Raw genomic sequence first — 16,157 nt, 5'->3', positions numbered from 1 at the left:
ACGTGGTGATGTGCGCTGCGGTCACAGGCGCTTGACCCCCTTGATGCGACCGGCCCGCGCGGTGCGCGCCCTGGCGGTCTTCAGGCGCAGTCCGCCGCGCTGGTTGCCGATGCGCAGGCCCGTGCCGGAGGAGAGCCAGCCGGCGGTGACGTCGGTCGCCTTGCCGGCGCCGGGCGAGGAATCGGCGAGCGGATCGTTCTCGGCGCGTCTGGCCAGGGCGATGATGAACGGGACGGTGAACGGCGCGAGGAGCAGATCGTAGAGCGCGGCCGTGAACAGCAGGCTGCCGATGCCCACATGGCGGGCGGCGGTGTCACCGACGAGGGCTCCGACGACCGCGTAGAGCAGGGTCGAGCCGACAGCCGCGGCGACGACCACGACCATCGGGCCGAAGGCCGACCTGAGCTGGCCGTTGTCCGGCTTGGCGAGGCCTACGAGATAGCCGACGACGCACAGCACGAGGGCGTAGCGCCCGGCGGCGTGGTCGGCGGGCGGCGCGAGGTCCGCGAGCAGACCCGCGCCGAACCCGATGAACGCGCCGCCGACATGGCCGTACACGAGGGCGAGGCCGACGACGGTCAGGAGCACGAGGTCCGGCACGGCGCCGGGCAGTTGGAGACGGGCGAGTACGCACACCTGGACCACCAGGGCGACGATCACCAGGGGGGCGGAGAGCAGCAACCGGTTGAAGCGCATGAGATCCAGCTCCTACTGCTCGTCGATGCCGTTGGCGTCGGCCGGGGTCCCGGACGGCGTGGCCGTGACGGTGACGGTGGGCGTCGGCTTGGGCTTGGCCGGCTTGGACGGCAGCACCTCGTCGCGCGGATCGGTGCGCGGGGCCTGCACGACCACGCCGACGACGTCGAGCTTGGTGAATCCGACGTACGGCTTCACATAGATCGTCCGGGTCAGGTCGCCGCCGGACGGATCGACGCGCACCACCTGCCCCACCGGCACGCCGGGCACGAACGGCTTGTCGGCCTGGGACCCGAAGGTCACCAGACGGTCGCCCTTCTTGATATTGGCCTTGCCGTTGAGGAGCTGTACACGCAGCGGCCGGTCGCCCTGTCCGGAGGCGAAGCCGAGCTCGTCGGTGCGCTCCATGCGGGTGCCGACGGTGAAGTCGGGGTCGTTGGCGAGCAGGACGGTCGCGGTGTTCGGTCCGACGGTGGTGACGCGCCCCACGAGCCCGTCCCCGTTCAGGACAGTCATGTCGCGCTTGAGGCCGTCGTTGGCGCCGGCGTCGATGGTGACGGTCCAGGAGAAACCCTGGGCTGCTCCTATGGCGATGACCTGGGCCCCCTTGATGCCGTACTGCCCTGCGCCGGCCGTCTTCAGCATGGAGTCGAACTGGCGGATCTTGCTTCGGTTGCGGTCGTCGCTGCCGAGTCTCGCCTTCAAGGCGGCGTTCTCGCGCTCCAGTTCGCTGACGCGGTTGTGCCGCTCACCGGAGTCCTTGACGGCAGCTATGGCGTTGCCGATCGGGTCGACTGCGCTGGAGACGCCGTTCTCCACGGGGCCGAAGACCGTGGCGGCGGCCCGGCGGGCACCGTCGACCGGCGAGTCCTCCCCACCGCGGATGTCCACCGTGATCAGTGCGAACGCGATGGCGATCAGCAGCACCAGGAGCAGCCGGCTCTCTCGTGTGTCCCTCACGTGCGGCGGCCGTGCCTTCCTCAATCGGATTCTGCGGAAACCCTGAGGTACCGCAGGTTATGGGGAATTCTTACGCCTTGCCTATATATCAACGATCCGCCGTACGAAGTGGCAGGCACTCGTACGGCGGACGTCTCGCGTCAGGTCATCTGCGCGGCTGGGCGTCCAGCACCTGCTGGAGCGCCTCGAACTCCTCGACACACTTGCCGGAGCCGAGCGCCACGCTGTCGAGGGGGTCCTCGGCGATGTGGATCGGCATGCCGGTCTCACGACGCAGCCGCTCGTCGAGGCCGCGCAGCAGGGCGCCGCCGCCGGTGAGCACGATGCCCCGGTCCATGACGTCGCCCGACAGCTCGGGCGGGCACTTGTCCAGCGTTGTCTTGACGGCGTCGACGATCGCGTTGACCGGTTCCTCAATCGCCTTGCGCACCTCGGCGGCCGAGATGACGACGGTCTTCGGAAGCCCGGACACGAGGTCGCGCCCGCGGATTTCGGTGTGTTCGTCGGAGTCGAGGTCGTACGCGGAGCCAATCGTGATCTTGATCTGCTCGGCAGTCCGCTCACCAAGGAGCAGCGAGTACTCCTTCTTGATGTGCTGGATGATCGCGTTGTCCAGCTCGTCCCCGGCGACCCGGATGGACTGTGCTGTGACGATTCCGCCGAGCGAGATCACCGCGACCTCGGTGGTGCCGCCGCCGATGTCGACCACCATGTTGCCCGTGGCCTCGTGGACCGGGAGGCCGGAGCCGATGGCCGCGGCCATGGGCTCCTCGATGATGTGCACCTGGCGGGCACCGGCCTGCGAGGAGGCCTCGATGACCGCGCGGCGCTCGACTCCGGTGATGCCGGAGGGCACACACACCACGACACGGGGACGAGCGAGGTAGCGCCGCTTGTGGATCTTCAGGATGAAGTAGCGGAGCATGCGCTCGGTGATCTCGAAGTCGGCGATCACGCCGTCCTTCAGCGGTCGCACGGCGACGATGTTGCCGGGCGTGCGGCCGATCATCTTCTTGGCTTCGGCACCGACGGCGAGGATGCCGCCGGTGTTGGTGTTGATCGCGACGACGGACGGCTCGTTGAGTACGATCCCGCGACCCCTGACGTACACCAGCGTGTTGGCGGTCCCGAGGTCGACAGCCATGTCACGGCCGATGAACGACATTGAGTTCCCCATCAGGATTCGTCTGGCCTTCCCAAGTGGAGCGTTTGATGGCTTGTTAGGTAGGCGAGGTGGGTGCGAGTGGCGTGGAGGCTTACATCGTAGTCTCGCCTGCACGAACACGGCGCGAGGGTCTTCGCCATTGTCAGCAGATGAATCCCCGCTCCGCTATTGGGGACGTGCCGACGGAGTGTCGCGTTCCCCCGATGGGGGCGCATATGCCAAAAGGCGGCCGAATTTCTCCGGCCGCCCCTGTTCAGCAGCGCTCCGTCACTGACGCGGCGTCAGAAAAAGAACTTTACGGTCTCACGGACCGGACTACACCTGTCCAGGGAAGAAGATCTTCAGCTCGCGCTCGGCCGACTCCTCCGAGTCCGAGGCGTGGATCAGGTTCTCGCGCACGATGGTGCCGAAGTCGCCGCGGATGGAGCCGGGCGCGGCGGCGATCGGGTCGGTCGGGCCGGCCAGCTGACGCACACCCTCGATGACCCGCTCGCCCTCGACGACGAGAGCGACCACGGGCCCGGACGCCATGAAGGCGACCAGCGGCTCGTAGAAGGGCTTGCCCTTGTGCTCGCCGTAGTGCTGCTCCAGGGTGTCCTGGTCCAGGTTCCGCAGCTCCAGCGCGCTGATCGTCCAGCCGGCCTTGCGCTCGATGCGGCCGATGATCTCGCCGACGAGTCCGCGGCGGACGGCGTCGGGCTTGAGAAGGACAAGGGTGCGCTGACTCATGGTGCGGCTCCAAAATCTTCGTGGGATGCCCGCACGATACCGGGCACGGCTACGCGGTGTTACTTCCGGCCTCGGCCTGGGCGGCCCACCTGGCCTTGGCCTCGTCGATCCTGCGGCCGAAGTGAACAGAGGCCCACCAGAGCCCGGCGAAGCAGAGACCCAGGATGAACATCATCGGCACGACGAACCCGCTGGCGACGAGCGCCGCTTGAAGCACCCACCCCAGCTCGATGCCGCCGCGCCGCCCGAGCGCCCCGCACAGCAGCACGGACAGCAGCATGGCGACCCCGCACACGCCCCACACGACGCCGCCCGAGAGGTCGCGGTCCTTCATGGCGACGAGCCCGGCGAAGCCGATGACGAAGAACTCACCGATCAGAGTCGATGAACACAGCACGCGCACGGCGGATCAGCCCTTCCCCAACAGCAGCCGGGCCTCGCCGACAGTGATCACGGAGCCGGTGACGAGCACGCCGCCGCCGGAGAACTCGCCCTCTTCCTCGGCCAGCGTGATGGCGGCCTCGAGAGCGTCGTCGAGGCGGGGCTCGACCTGCACGCGCTCGTCCCCGAAAACCTCGACCGCGATGGCGGCGAGCTCGTCGGCGTCCATCGCGCGGTGGCTGGAGTTCTGGGTGACGACGACCTCGGCGAAGATCGGCTCGAAGGCCTCGAGCACCCCGCGCACGTTCTTGTCGCCGCTCGCTCCCACGACACCCACCAGCCGGCTGAAGTCGAAGACCTCGCTGATGGCTTCGGCGGTGACGCGGGCGCCGGCGGGGTTGTGCGCGGCGTCGAGCACCACGGTGGGCGAACGCCTCACGACCTCGAGCCGGCCGGGCGAGGTGGCGCCGGCGAAGGCCTTGCGGACGGTGTCCAGGTCGAGGAGCCGGGCCTGCTCGGCCCCGATCCCGAAGAAGGCCTCGACGGCGGCCAGCGCGACGGCCGCGTTGTGCGCCTGGTGGGCACCGTGCAGCGGAAGGAAGATCCCGTCGTACTCGCCGCCGAGCCCGCGCAGGGTCAGCAGCTGCCCGCCCACGGCGACCTGGCGGGAGACGACGCCGAACTCGAGCCCTTCGCGGGCCACGGTCGCGTCCACGTCGACGGCCTTCTTCAGGAGCACCTGAGCGGCGTCGACGGGCTGCTGCGCCATGATCACCGTGGCGCCCTGCTTGATGATCCCGGCCTTCTCCTGGGCGATCTCACCCGGGGTGGAGCCCAGCCGGTCCGTGTGATCCAGATCGATGGGCGTCACGACGGCGACCGACGCGTCGATCACATTGGTGGCATCCCAGCTGCCGCCCATCCCGACCTCGACGACGGCGGCATCGACCGGCGCGTCGGCGAAGGCGGCGTACGCCATCCCCGTGAGCACCTCGAAAAAGGAAAGCCGGAATTCCTCTTTCTGGTCGACCATCTCCACATACGGAGCAATGTCCCGATAGGTCTCGATGAACCGCTCGTAGTCGATCGGCGCGCCGTCGAGACTGATGCGCTCGGTGATCGACTGGACGTGCGGCGACGTATAACGCCCCGTACGCAACTCGAATGCGCCGAGAAGCGCCTCGATCATGCGGGCCGTGGACGTCTTGCCGTTCGTCCCCGTGATGTGGATCGAGGGATAGGCGCGCTGCGGGTCGCCGAGCACGTCCATCAGAGCGGCGATGCGCGAGACGGACGGCTCCAGCTTGGTCTCGCCCCACCGCCCCGCGAGCTCGGTCTCGACCTCTCGCAGGGCCTCTGCCACCTCGGGGTCCTGCGGCCGCGCGGGCACGCCGTCCCCCTGCGGAGCACCCCCCTGCGTGCGGAGGGTACGACTGCCGGCCTCGATCAGTGCCAGATCGGGGTCACGCTCGGTCTCGGCGTCCACGATGTCGTCGAAGCCGTCGGATTCGCCGCTGTCGCGCGGGGGGAGCTCACTCACACAAGCCAGTCTACGGAGAACCGCCGGCGCGACCCGGCCCGCACCCCACCCGGCAGGTCAGGGACTTTCGGCCCGTCCGTTTCGGGACCTTGGTCCCTCCGGACCACAGCATCACCCTGCAAACTTGGCGATCATGGACATAGGCATCGATCTCGGCACCGCCAACACTCTTCTCTACGTACGTGGCAAGGGGATCGTGCTCAATGAGCCCTCGGTAGTGGCGCTCAAACAGAACAGGACGACCGTCGCCGTGGGCACGGAGGCCAAGGAGACGCTCGGCCGGACCCCGGGGTCCATCACCACGATCCGTCCCCTTCGCGACGGTGTGATCAGCGACTACGAGGCGGCGGAGGAGATGCTCCGCCACTTCGTCCGCAAGGCGGTCCCGGGCCGCCGCCCCAGGACCCGCATGGTCATCTGTGTCCCCAGCGGAGTCACCCCTGTGGAGCGCCGGGCGATCGTCCACGCGGCACAGCGGGCCGGGGCCCGGGCGGTCCACGTCATCGAGGAGCCCATGGCCGCGGCGATCGGCGCGGGCCTCCCGGTGGCCGAGGCGCGCGGCTCGATGGTGGTGGACATCGGCGGCGGCACCACGGAGGTCGCGGTGATCTCGCTGGGCGGCATCGTCACCGCACAGTCCCTACGTGTCGGGGGCGACCGCATGGACGTCGCGATCACGGACCACGTGCGCAAGGAACACGGCCTGCTGATCGGCGAACGCACCGCAGAGGCGGTCAAACTGGCCATCGGCTCCGCGGCCCCGGCCGAGGAACTCTCCGAAACCGGCACCTTCACGGTACGAGGCCGCCAGCGACTGGCGGGCCTCCCCCACACCGCAACGCTCACCACCCAGGAGATCCGGGAAGCCCTCAACTCCCCCGTCGAAGCGATCGTCTCGGCACTCAGGGCGACCCTCGAGGAGTGCCCGCCGGAGCTCTCCGGTGACGTCATGGAGCACGGCATCGTGCTGACGGGCGGCGGCGCGCTGCTTCCTGGCCTGGACCTGCGCATGGCGGAGGCCACAGGCATCCCGGTCTTCCCGGCCGAGGCCCCGCTGGACAGCGTGGCGCTGGGCTGCGGCACGTGCGTGGAGGACTTCGACTCGCTCCAGCGCCTGCTCACGGCGGCGTAAGTGGCCCGAACGGAAGGGTGCGTGGGGGCCACAAAGGGCTGACCCGAACCGGGGACGCCGGGAGACCCCCCGGCGCGGTGCGCCCCCACCCCCGTACCGGGAAGGTCCAATCGAACCATGTGGTACGCACACAACCCCGGCCGCCGCGCACTCCAACTCCTGGGCGACGGCGCCGCCCTGCTGTGGATTGCGCTGTGGGCAGCGGCGGCGCTGGCGGCGCACCAGCTGGCGCAGCTGGCGTCCCAGCCTGCCCAGCGCCGCCCCCGTATCCCGCTCCTCGGCAGCTCGGTGGACGGAGCGCTGCGGGGCGTGGCCCACGCGGGCGACCGGATCGTGAGCGCGGCACCGGCCCCGCAGGGCCCCGCGGTCGCACAGGCGCTCGCGGTCCTGGGCGCGGTGGCGCTCTTCGTGATCCCGGTGGGCCTGATGCTCACGGTGTGGCTGCCCCGCCGCATCCGCTGGACGCGCCAGGCTGCGGCAGCGCAGGAGCTGGCCTCGACGGAGGACGGCCGTGAACTGCTGGCGCTGAGAGCGCTGTTGCGCCCGCTGGACGAACTGGCGGCGACGGCGGAACTGCTCCCGGCCGCAACCGGCGGAACCCCGGACCAGGACCCGGACGTGGACCCGGGCGTGGACCCGGACCTGGACCTGGACGTCCCCCCGGATCCCGGCCCCGGCTCCCTCGCGAAGGGCTGGCGAGAGGCGGACCCTGTGGTGCTGGACGCGTTGGCGGACGCAGAGCTGCAACGCCTGGGGCTGCGCGCATAAAGCCCCTGCGTACATAAGGCCCCAGGCACCCGGAGAAACACGAAGGCCCCCCGGAACCAAGAGGATCCCGGGGGGCCTTCACCACACATCAGGCACGTCGGACGCGTCAGAGCACGTCGGACGCGTCAGGCCTGAGGCAACCGCTCCAACTGCTGCTGGATACGGGCGATGTCCTCGTCCGCCTTGGCGAGGCGCCCGCGGATCTTGTCGACGACGGCGTCCGGCGCCTTCGCGAGGAACGCCTCGTTGCCGAGCTTGCCCGTGGCCTGGGCCTTCTCCTTCTCGGCGGCGGCCAGATCCTTGGCGAGCCGCTTGCGCTCGGCCGCCACATCGATCGTGCCGGACAGGTCGAGCGCGACCTGCGCACCGGCGACCGGCAGAGTCGCGGTGGCCGAGAACGCGTCGCCCTCGGGCTGCAGCCGCAGAAGCTGCCGGATGGCGGCCTCGTGCGGGGCGAGCGCGGTGCCCCCGAGGTCGAGCCGGGCCGGCACGCGCTGACCGGGCTGCAGGCCCTGGTCGGCACGGAAGCGCCGGACCTCGGTGATGACCTGCTGAAGCGTCTCGATCTCGCTCTCGGCGGCGGCGTCACGGAAGCCGCTGTCCTTGGGCCACTCGGCGATCACGAGCGTCTCGCCACCCGTCAGTGTCGTCCACAGCGTCTCGGTGACGAACGGGACGATCGGGTGCAGCAGACGCAGCGTCACATCGAGGATCTCGCCGAGCACACGGCCGGAGACCTTCGCCTGCTCGCCGCCCTCGAAGAACGTCGTCTTCGACAGCTCGACGTACCAGTCGAAGACCTCGTCCCACGCGAAGTGGTAGAGGGCGTCGGAGAGCTTGGCGAACTGGAAGTCGTCGTAGAAGGCGTCGACTTCGGCGACCGTCTTGTTGAGCCGGGACAGGATCCAGCGGTCGGTCGCCGTCATCTCCTCCGGCGCCGGCAGCGGGCCCTCGACCGTCGCGCCGTTCATCAGCGCGAAGCGCGTCGCGTTCCAGATCTTGTTGGCGAAGTTACGGGAGGCCTGGACCCAGTCCTCGCCGATCGGCACGTCGGCACCCGGGTTGGCACCGCGGGCCAGCGTGAACCGCACCGCGTCCGACCCGTACGCGTTCATCCAGTCGATCGGGTCGACCGCGTTCGGGTTCGACTTCGACATCTTCTTGCCGAACTCGTCGCGGACGAGACCGGTGAGGGCGACGGTCTTGAACGGGACCTGGTCCTCCATGGCGTACAGGCCGAACATCATCATCCGGACGACCCAGAAGAAGATGATGTCGTGGCCGGTCAGCAGGACGTCGGTCGAGTAGAACTTCTCGAGGTCCGGGGTCTTCTCCGGCCAGCCGAGCGTGGAGAACGGCCACAGGCCGGACGAGAACCAGGTGTCGAGGACGTCCTCGTCCTGGGTCCAGCCCTCGGCCTCCGTGCCGGGGATCGGGTCGTCGGGGCCGACGCACACGACTTCGCCGTTCGGCCCGTACCAGACGGGGATCCGGTGGCCCCACCACAACTGGCGTGAGATGCACCAGTCGTTGAGGTTGTCGACCCAGTCGAAGTAGCGCTTCTCCATGTCCTTCGGGTGGAGCGCGACGCGCCCGTCGCGGACCGCGTCACCGGCGGCCTGGGCGAGCGTGTCGACCTTGACCCACCACTGCAGCGACAGGCGCGGCTCGACGGTGGTCTTGCAGCGCGAGCAGTGGCCGACGGAGTGGACGTACGGGCGCTTCTCGGCGACGACGCGGCCCTGCTCGCGCAGGGCGGCGACGATCGCGGAGCGCGCCTCGAAGCGGTCGAGGCCCTGGAAGGGACCGTGCACGGTGATGACACCGCGCTCGTCCATGATCGTCATGGACTCCAGGTCGTGCCGCTGGCCGATCGCGAAGTCGTTCGGGTCGTGCGCGGGCGTCACCTTGACGGCGCCGGTGCCGAACTCGGGGTCGACGTGCGTGTCGGCGACGACCGGGATGGTCCGGTCGGTGAGCGGCAGCTTGATGCGCCTGCCGATCAGGTGCGCGTACCGCTCGTCGTCGGGGTGCACGGCGACGGCGGTGTCACCGAGCATCGTCTCGACGCGGGTCGTGGCGACGACCACGGTCTCGTCACCCTCGCCGTACTTCAGCGAGACGAGCTCGCCGTCGTCGTCCTGGTAGTCGACCTCGATGTCCGAGATCGCCGTCAGACAGCGCGGGCACCAGTTGATGATGCGCTCGGCGCGGTAGATGAGCCCGTCGTCGTACAGGTTCTTGAAGATGGTCTGGACGGCCTTCGACAGACCCTCGTCCATCGTGAAGCGCTCACGCGACCAGTCGAGGCCCGCGCCGAGGCGGCGCAACTGGCCGAGGATCCGGCCGCCGTACTCGTCCTTCCACTGCCACACGCGGTCGGTGAACGCCTCGCGGCCCAGGTCCTGGCGGGACTTGCCCTCCTCGGCGAGCTGCTGCTCGACCTTGTTCTGGGTCGCGATGCCGGCGTGGTCCATACCGGGCAGCCACAGCGTCTCGTAGCCCTGCATGCGCTTGCGGCGCGTGAGGGCGTCCATGAGCGTGACCTGGAAGGCGTGGCCCAGGTGGAGCGCGCCCGTGACGTTCGGCGGGGGGATGACGATCGTGTACGGCTCCTTCTCGCTGTTCGCGTCAGCGGTGAAGTAACCCCGGTCTACCCAGCGCTCGTACAGCGCCCCCTCTACCTCGGCCGGCGCGTACTGGGTCGGCAGTTCGGTGGTGGGCGCTGGATTCTGCTGCTGAGTGTTCTCGGTCACGGGCCCAGTTTAGAGGCGCGGCAGGGGTGCCCCGAAACCGGATTCCCGCGCGACGTGGCGGCGGTCCCGGCCGTCTGGAACAACCTTTCAACAACATGGCACCGATCCGCCCCCGGGTTCCCCACACACGGTCGCCTTCCGCCAGGATGTTCGGAACGCATAAGCATCGGGAGGGAACCCCAGAAATGAGCTACAACCAGCCGGGCCCGTACGGCGGGCAGCAGCCTCAGCAGCCCGGACCTTACGGCCAGCAGCAGCCGGGCCCCTACGGGCAGCAGCCCCCGGCCGCGCCCCAGCCCGGCTACGGCTACCCGCAGCAGGCCCCGCAGGGCGTGCCGCAGCAGCCCCCGTACGGCCAGCCGCAACAGCCGTACGGCCAGCCCGGCGGCTACAGCCAGCCCCAGCAGCCGGGCCCCTACGGCCAGCAGCCCCAGGCCCCCTACGGGCAGGTCCCTCCGCCCCCCGGCCCGCCCCAGGGCGGCAAGAAGAAGACGGGCCTGATCATCGGCGCGGTGGCCGTGGTCGCGGCGATCGGCGTGGGCGCGTACTTCGTGTTCGGCGGGGGCGGCTCGTCCGTGGCGGACGACGGCCCCCACAAGCTGACGACGCCGGCGACGGTGCTCGGGGAGTACAAGAAGTCGGCGAGCGGCGACGACTCCACCATGAGCGACAAGGACGTCAAGGACGCCGAGAAGAACGGCGTCAAGAACGCCCAGGGCGTCGGCGCGGACTACGAGGCCGGCGACGCCAAGACGAACCCTCTCGCGGCCAAGTACCTGAAGTTCATGGGCGTGTACGGCGAGATCTCCGACCCGGAGAAGGTCGTCGACGGGATGTTCGCCGAGATGAAGAAGAACTCTTCGACGGACAACTCCGACACCGGTGAGCTGGTCGGCGAGCCGCAGAGCTTCGACTCCGACGGCGCGGTGATGAAGTGCCAGGAGACCAAGATCAAGAACGACACGCCCAGCAGCGGCGAGACCACCACCGCTCCCAAGGAGATGTCGATGCCGGTCTGCATCTGGGGTGACCACAGCACGCTCGGCATCGTCATTCCGGTCGACCTGGCGACGGCCATGACGGGCAAGAGCGCGGATCTGCAGGGCGCGGCCGACACGTCGACCAAGCTCCGCGGCGAGGTCCGCGTCAAGTCCTGACCTCGTACAGCGCGTAGGACACAGCATGAAAGAAGGGCCCCGGTCACCCGACCGGGGCCCTTCCCATGTCTCACGTATGCGCTACGCCGACTTCTGCTCCCCGCTGCCCGAGCCGCGGGCGTCGCGCGGGATCAGCGTCGGGTTCACGTTCGAGTGAACGGCCTCTGCCGTGATGACAACACGCGCCACGTCCTTGCGGGACGGGACCTCGTACATCACGGACTGGAGGACTTCCTCCATGATCGCGCGCAGGCCGCGCGCGCCGGTGCGGCGCAGGATGGCCTGGTCGGCGATGGCCTCCAGGGCCTCGCGCTCGAAGTCCAGCTCCACGCCGTCGAGTTCGAAGAGGCGCTGGTACTGCTTCACCAGGGCGTTGCGCGGCTCCAGGAGGATCTGGAGGAGCGCCTCGCGGTCCAGGTTGTGGACCGAGGTGATGACGGGGAGACGGCCGATGAACTCGGGGATCATCCCGAACTTCACCAGGTCCTCCGGCATGACCTCCCGGAACTGGTCCTTCTCCTCCAGCTCGCGCTTGGAGTGGATCGTCGCGCCGAAGCCGATGCCCTTGGCACCCGCCCGCGACTCGATGATCTTCTCCAGGCCGGCGAACGCGCCGCCCACGATGAACAGCACGTTCGTCGTGTCGATCTGGATGAACTCCTGATGAGGGTGCTTGCGGCCGCCCTGGGGCGGGACGGAAGCCGTGGTCCCTTCGAGGATCTTGAGCAGAGCCTGCTGGACGCCCTCACCGGACACATCGCGCGTGATCGACGGGTTCTCGCTCTTACGGGCGACCTTGTCGATCTCGTCGATGTAGATGATCCCGGTCTCGGCCTTCTTGACGTCGTAGTCGGCCGCCTGGATCAGCTTCAGGAGGATGTTCTCGACGTCCTCGCCCACATAGCCGGCCTCCGTGAGCGCCGTCGCGTCGGCGATGGCGAACGGAACGTTCAGCATGCGGGCCAGGGTCTGGGCCAGGAGGGTCTTGCCCGAGCCCGTGGGGCCCAGGAGCAGGATGTTGGACTTCGACAGCTCGATCGCGTCGTCGCGTCCCTGGGCTCCGCCGTTCTCACCGGCCTGGACCCGCTTGTAATGGTTGTACACAGCGACCGAGAGGGCTTTCTTCGCGGCCTCCTGGCCGACGACATAGCCCTCGAGGAACTCGTAGATCTCGCGAGGCTTGGGAAGTTCTTCCCAGCGGACCTCGCTCGTCTCCGCGAGCTCTTCCTCGATGATCTCGTTGCAGAGGTCGATGCACTCGTCGCAGATGTACACACCGGGGCCTGCGATGAGCTTCTTGACCTGCTTCTGGCTCTTTCCGCAGAACGAGCACTTGAGCAGATCGCCGCCGTCACCGATGCGTGCCACGAGGTGCTTCCCCTTCGCCTGGGAGACGCTCGCGTAAGCGACTCCTGGTGCCTGTATCCGACGGTACCTTGCCGGGCCCCCCGTTCGGGCCCCCCTTGGCACGGTTCACTTTGACGTGAACCGTGCCAAGGAGCGGCAGACGATACAGCGGAACGTCACGCGATAGCGTCGCTGTTCATCTTCCGGGTGGAGATGATCTGGTCGATCAGGCCGTACGCCAGGGCGTCCTCGGCCGTGAGGATCTTGTCGCGCTCGATGTCGTCGCGGATCTTCTCGATCGGCGTCGTGGAGTGCTTGGCCAGCATCTCCTCGAGCTGCTCACGCATCCGGAGGATCTCGTTCGCAGCGATCTCCAGGTCGGAGAGCTGCTCACGGCCGGTGCCACCGGAGGGCTGGTGGATCAGCACGCGGGCGTTCGGCAGGGCCATGCGCTTGCCCGGCGTACCGGCGGCGAGGAGCACGGCGGCCGCGGAGGACGCCTGGCCCATGCAGACCGTCTGGATGTCCGGCTTCACGAACTGCATCGTGTCGTAGATGGCCGTGAGCGCCGTGAAGGAGCCGCCGGGGCTGTTGATGTAGATGGAGATGTCACGGTCCGGGTCCATCGACTCCAGGCACAGGAGCTGCGCCATGACGTCGTTGGCGGACGCGTCGTCGATCTGCACGCCGAGGAAGATCACGCGCTCCTCGAAGAGCTTCGCGTACGGGTCGTACTCACGCACGCCCTGCGAGGTGCGCTCGACGAAGCGCGGGATCACGTAGCGGTTGTCGACCTGCGGGCCGGTGTACAGACCGCTGCCGGGGATGTTGTTCATGGTCGGTGTTCCGTCCTGGTGAGGTGGGCTTGGATGACCGCGTAACCGGGGTTTCAGGCCCCGGTGCCGCCGCCGCCCGGAACACCCGTAGCGGCACTGATGATCTCGTCGATGAGGCCGTACGCCTTGGCCTCTTCGGCGGTGTACCAGCGGTCGCGGTCACCGTCACGGATGATCGTCTCGACGGTCTGCCCGGAGTGCCGGGCCGTGATCTCCGCCATGCGCTTCTTCGTACGCAGCAGGTACTCGGCCTGGATCTTGACGTCCGAAGCCGTACCGCCGATGCCGGCGGAACCCTGGTGCATCAGGATGTCCGTGTTCGGAAGGGCGAAGCGCTTGCCCGGGGTGCCGCCCGTCAGCAGGAACTGGCCCATGGAGGCGGCCATGCCCATGCCGATGGTGACGACGTCGTTCTGGATGTACTGCATGGTGTCGTAGACCGCCATGCCGGCCGTCACAGAACCGCCGGGGCTGTTGATGTAGAGGTAGATGTCCTTGGCCTGGTCGGCAGCGGCCAGGAGGAGCATCTGGGCAGTGATCTTGTTGGCGATCTCGTCGTCGACCTGCTGGCCTAGGAAGATGATGCGGTCGTTGAGCAGTCGGCTGTAGACCTGGTCGCCGAGGCCACCACCGAGGGACGGCTCACCGGCGGCGGAAGGCATCAGATTCGTCACGTATCCACCTGCTCGTCTCTGACGGCAACGCGCCGTCTCGCGTCTTATCCGGAGGGCCGGAAACCCACACCTGCGCACCGCCCTTCGGCGGCGGCTGCGGGGACTCATCTGCCCTCGTATTCATGGACCCTAACGCGCGGGTCCCTTCGGTGAATCCCGCAAGGGGAACTGTTCGCTGTGAGCGCATGTTGCGCCCCGTCAGGGGCGCGGGGAACTGCGCGACAGCCCCCGCCGGGCAGCACCGGGAGCGAAGCGGGAAAGGGGCGGGCCCCCAGGGTGCCGCGAGGCGGCGTCCTGGGGGCCCGTGAAGCGTGCGGAGCCGGGATCGGCTCAGGCCTCGTTCTTCTCCTCGGCGTCGGCGGAGCCGTCCGCCTCGACGGTCTCGCCGGCGGCGGCCGACTCGTCCTCGTCGTCCTCGAGGTCGACGATCTCGCCGTTCGTGTCCTTGACCGTGGCGGCCTCGACGACGACCGCGAGGGCCTTGCCGCGGGCGACCTCGCCGACCAGCATCGGGACCTGGCCGCCTTCGACGACGGCCTGGGCGAACTGGTCGGGGGACATGCCGGAGGACTGCGCGCGCCGCATGAGGTGCTCGGTGAGCTCCTCCTGGTTGACGTTCAGCTTCTCCTTGTTGACGAGCTCGTCGAGGACGAACTGCGTCTTGATGCCCTTGACGGCCTGCTCGGCGGTCTCGGCGTCGAACTCCTCGACCGTCTTGCCCTGGATCTCGAGGTACTTCTCGAGGTCGAGGCCCATCTGGCCGAGCTGGTGGTGCTCGAGGTTGTGCTTGCGGGTCTTGACCTCGTCCTCGAGCAGCTTCTCGGGAACGGGGACCTCGACCAGCTCGAGCAGCTTCTCCAGGACACGCTCCTGGGCCTGCGTGGCCTGGTCGTACTGCTTCATGTTCTCGAGGCGCTTGCGGCTGTCGGCCTTCAGCTCGTCGAGGGTGTCGAACTCGGAGGAGAGCTGCGCGAACTCGTCGTCCAGGGACGGCAGTTCACGAGCGGCGACCTGGGTGACCTTGACGGTGACCTCGGCCTCCTTGCCCTCGGCGGAGCCGCCCTTGAGCTCGGAGGTGAAGGTGGCCTCGCCACCGGCCTCCAGGCCCTTCACGGCCTCGTCGATGCCCTCGAGGAGCTCGCCGGAGCCGATCGTGTACGAGACGCCGGACGCGACGCCGTCCTCGAGCACCTCGCCGTCGACCTTGGCCTCGAGGTCGATCGTGACGACGTCGCCGTCCTCGGCGGCCCGCTCGACCGGGGAGGTGGAGGCGAAGCGCTCACGGAGCTGCTCCACCGACTTGTCGACGTCCTCGTCGCTGACCTCGATGGCGTCGACCTCGACCTCGATGCCGGAGTAGTCCGGAATCACGATCTCGGGACGGATGTCGACCTCGGCGGTGAAGTTCAGCGTCTCGCCGTCCTTCAGCTCCGTGATGTCGACCTCGGGCTGGCCCAGCACGTTGAGCTCGGCCTCGTTGACCGCTTCGGTGTAGAACTTCGGAAGCGCGTCGTTGACGGCCTCCTCAAGCACCGCTCCGCGGCCGAACCGCTGGTCGATGACGCGGGCAGGGATCTTGCCCTTGCGGAAGCCCTTCACCGTGACCTGCTGGTTGATCTTCTTGTACGCCGCGTCGAGGCTGTCCTTGAGCTCCTCGAAGGGCACCTCGATGCTGAGCCGAACCCGGGTCGGGTTCAGGGTCTCCACGGCGCTCTTCACGGTTCGGTCTCCTTGGGGGCTGACTTCTGGGTTCCTGCCCGGTTAAGAGACACACGGGCACGCAGCTTGCATAGTAACGGCAAGCCGGAGCCGTCCCACAACGCGATCTTGAGGAGGCGTTCAACCGCTTGAGACGCTGCTGTTGCGACGCTGGTCGGGGTGGCGGGATTTGAACCCACGGCCTTCCGCTCCCAAAGCGGACGCGCTACCAAGCTGCGCCACACCCCGTCGGTGCGACACGTAGGGTACATGCACGCGGCCGGTGCGGCTCCCGCATTACGAGCGGTGTGAATGCGG

At 68.4% G+C, this 16,157-nt stretch carries 14 protein-coding genes and 1 tRNA gene; 3 read left to right on the top strand and 12 right to left on the bottom strand.

The genetic code is table 11. The features are described from left to right. Window positions 1-21: 21 nt before the first annotated feature. From mreD to folC, 6 genes are all read right to left on the bottom strand, one after another. Window positions 22-696: a rod shape-determining protein MreD gene (mreD, locus tag OG574_RS30135; protein ID WP_100594215.1), complete on the bottom strand. Its 675-nt coding sequence runs from the start codon at window positions 694-696 to the stop codon at window positions 22-24. A gap of 12 nt (window positions 697-708) precedes the next feature. Continuing rightward, window positions 709-1,656, bottom strand: coding sequence for a rod shape-determining protein MreC (mreC, locus tag OG574_RS30130; RefSeq protein ID WP_326775770.1), 948 nt, complete (start codon window positions 1,654-1,656; stop codon window positions 709-711). A gap of 145 nt (window positions 1,657-1,801) precedes the next feature. Beyond that, window positions 1,802-2,821, bottom strand: a complete 1,020-nt coding sequence (locus OG574_RS30125; RefSeq protein ID WP_059131610.1) for a rod shape-determining protein — start codon at window positions 2,819-2,821, stop codon at window positions 1,802-1,804. A gap of 315 nt (window positions 2,822-3,136) precedes the next feature. Beyond that, a complete protein-coding gene (gene ndk / locus OG574_RS30120; protein ID WP_100594213.1) occupies window positions 3,137-3,550 on the bottom strand; it encodes a nucleoside-diphosphate kinase in 414 nt (137 codons plus the stop codon). A 49-nt stretch (window positions 3,551-3,599) separates the two neighbouring features. Continuing rightward, window positions 3,600-3,953: a DUF4233 domain-containing protein gene (locus OG574_RS30115; protein WP_100594212.1), complete on the bottom strand. Its 354-nt coding sequence runs from the start codon at window positions 3,951-3,953 to the stop codon at window positions 3,600-3,602. 6 nt (window positions 3,954-3,959) lie between these two features. Further along, window positions 3,960-5,471 carry a bifunctional tetrahydrofolate synthase/dihydrofolate synthase gene (gene folC, locus OG574_RS30110; protein ID WP_326775769.1) on the bottom strand — a complete coding sequence of 504 codons (1,512 nt, stop codon included), beginning with the start codon at window positions 5,469-5,471 and terminating at the stop codon, window positions 3,960-3,962. Between the two features lie 133 nt (window positions 5,472-5,604). Here folC and OG574_RS30105 point away from each other — a divergent pair, with 133 nt between their 5' ends. Both OG574_RS30105 and OG574_RS30100 read left to right on the top strand, forming a co-directional pair. After that, on the top strand, window positions 5,605-6,603 hold the full coding sequence (locus tag OG574_RS30105; protein WP_326778675.1) for a rod shape-determining protein: 999 nt from the start codon (window positions 5,605-5,607) through the stop codon (window positions 6,601-6,603). Window positions 6,604-6,720: 117 nt separating this feature from the next. Continuing rightward, window positions 6,721-7,371 (top strand): hypothetical protein, encoded by a 651-nt coding sequence (locus OG574_RS30100; protein ID WP_326775768.1) that lies wholly within the window; start codon window positions 6,721-6,723, stop codon window positions 7,369-7,371. 125 nt (window positions 7,372-7,496) lie between these two features. Here OG574_RS30100 and OG574_RS30095 read toward each other — a convergent pair whose 3' ends face one another. Continuing rightward, the gene (locus OG574_RS30095; protein ID WP_326775767.1) at window positions 7,497-10,127 is read right to left on the bottom strand and encodes a valine--tRNA ligase; all 2,631 of its coding nucleotides are present in this window, start codon (window positions 10,125-10,127) and stop codon (window positions 7,497-7,499) included. A 185-nt stretch (window positions 10,128-10,312) separates the two neighbouring features. Between OG574_RS30095 and OG574_RS30090 the strand changes: the two genes are divergently transcribed. Further along, the gene (locus OG574_RS30090) at window positions 10,313-11,284 is read left to right on the top strand and encodes a hypothetical protein (RefSeq protein ID WP_326775766.1); all 972 of its coding nucleotides are present in this window, start codon (window positions 10,313-10,315) and stop codon (window positions 11,282-11,284) included. Between the two features lie 81 nt (window positions 11,285-11,365). Here the strand turns inward: OG574_RS30090 and clpX are convergent, their stop codons facing one another. From clpX to OG574_RS30065, 5 genes are all read right to left on the bottom strand, one after another. Beyond that, on the bottom strand, window positions 11,366-12,652 hold the full coding sequence (gene clpX, locus OG574_RS30085; protein WP_326775765.1) for an ATP-dependent Clp protease ATP-binding subunit ClpX: 1,287 nt from the start codon (window positions 12,650-12,652) through the stop codon (window positions 11,366-11,368). 155 nt (window positions 12,653-12,807) lie between these two features. Continuing rightward, on the bottom strand, window positions 12,808-13,467 hold the full coding sequence (locus tag OG574_RS30080; RefSeq protein ID WP_100594205.1) for an ATP-dependent Clp protease proteolytic subunit: 660 nt from the start codon (window positions 13,465-13,467) through the stop codon (window positions 12,808-12,810). A gap of 53 nt (window positions 13,468-13,520) precedes the next feature. Then, window positions 13,521-14,129 (bottom strand): ATP-dependent Clp protease proteolytic subunit, encoded by a 609-nt coding sequence (locus OG574_RS30075; RefSeq protein ID WP_100594331.1) that lies wholly within the window; start codon window positions 14,127-14,129, stop codon window positions 13,521-13,523. 342 nt (window positions 14,130-14,471) lie between these two features. Then, on the bottom strand, window positions 14,472-15,860 hold the full coding sequence (gene tig, locus OG574_RS30070) for a trigger factor (RefSeq protein WP_100594204.1): 1,389 nt from the start codon (window positions 15,858-15,860) through the stop codon (window positions 14,472-14,474). A 151-nt stretch (window positions 15,861-16,011) separates the two neighbouring features. Continuing rightward, window positions 16,012-16,088 (bottom strand) — tRNA-Pro (locus OG574_RS30065). Between the last annotated feature and the right edge of the window lie 69 nt (window positions 16,089-16,157).

The sequence above is a fragment of the Streptomyces sp. NBC_01445 genome (genome assembly GCF_035918235.1).
Classification (GTDB): Bacteria; Actinomycetota; Actinomycetes; order Streptomycetales; family Streptomycetaceae; genus Streptomyces.
Note: the sequence above shows the minus strand (reverse complement) of the source record. Positions and strands in the feature narration are given on the sequence as shown.

Coding starts and splice junctions, on each gene's coding strand:
- mreD (WP_100594215.1), bottom strand. CDS start 696: ATGCGCTTCAACCGGTTGCTGCTCTCCGCCCCCCTGGTGATCGTCGCC.
- OG574_RS30125 (WP_059131610.1), bottom strand. CDS start 2,821: ATGTCGTTCATCGGCCGTGACATGGCTGTCGACCTCGGGACCGCCAAC.
- ndk (WP_100594213.1), bottom strand. CDS start 3,550: ATGAGTCAGCGCACCCTTGTCCTTCTCAAGCCCGACGCCGTCCGCCGC.
- OG574_RS30105 (WP_326778675.1), top strand. CDS start 5,605: ATGGACATAGGCATCGATCTCGGCACCGCCAACACTCTTCTCTACGTA.
- OG574_RS30100 (WP_326775768.1), top strand. CDS start 6,721: ATGTGGTACGCACACAACCCCGGCCGCCGCGCACTCCAACTCCTGGGC.
- OG574_RS30090 (WP_326775766.1), top strand. CDS start 10,313: ATGAGCTACAACCAGCCGGGCCCGTACGGCGGGCAGCAGCCTCAGCAG.
- OG574_RS30080 (WP_100594205.1), bottom strand. CDS start 13,467: ATGAACAACATCCCCGGCAGCGGTCTGTACACCGGCCCGCAGGTCGAC.
- OG574_RS30075 (WP_100594331.1), bottom strand. CDS start 14,129: ATGCCTTCCGCCGCCGGTGAGCCGTCCCTCGGTGGTGGCCTCGGCGAC.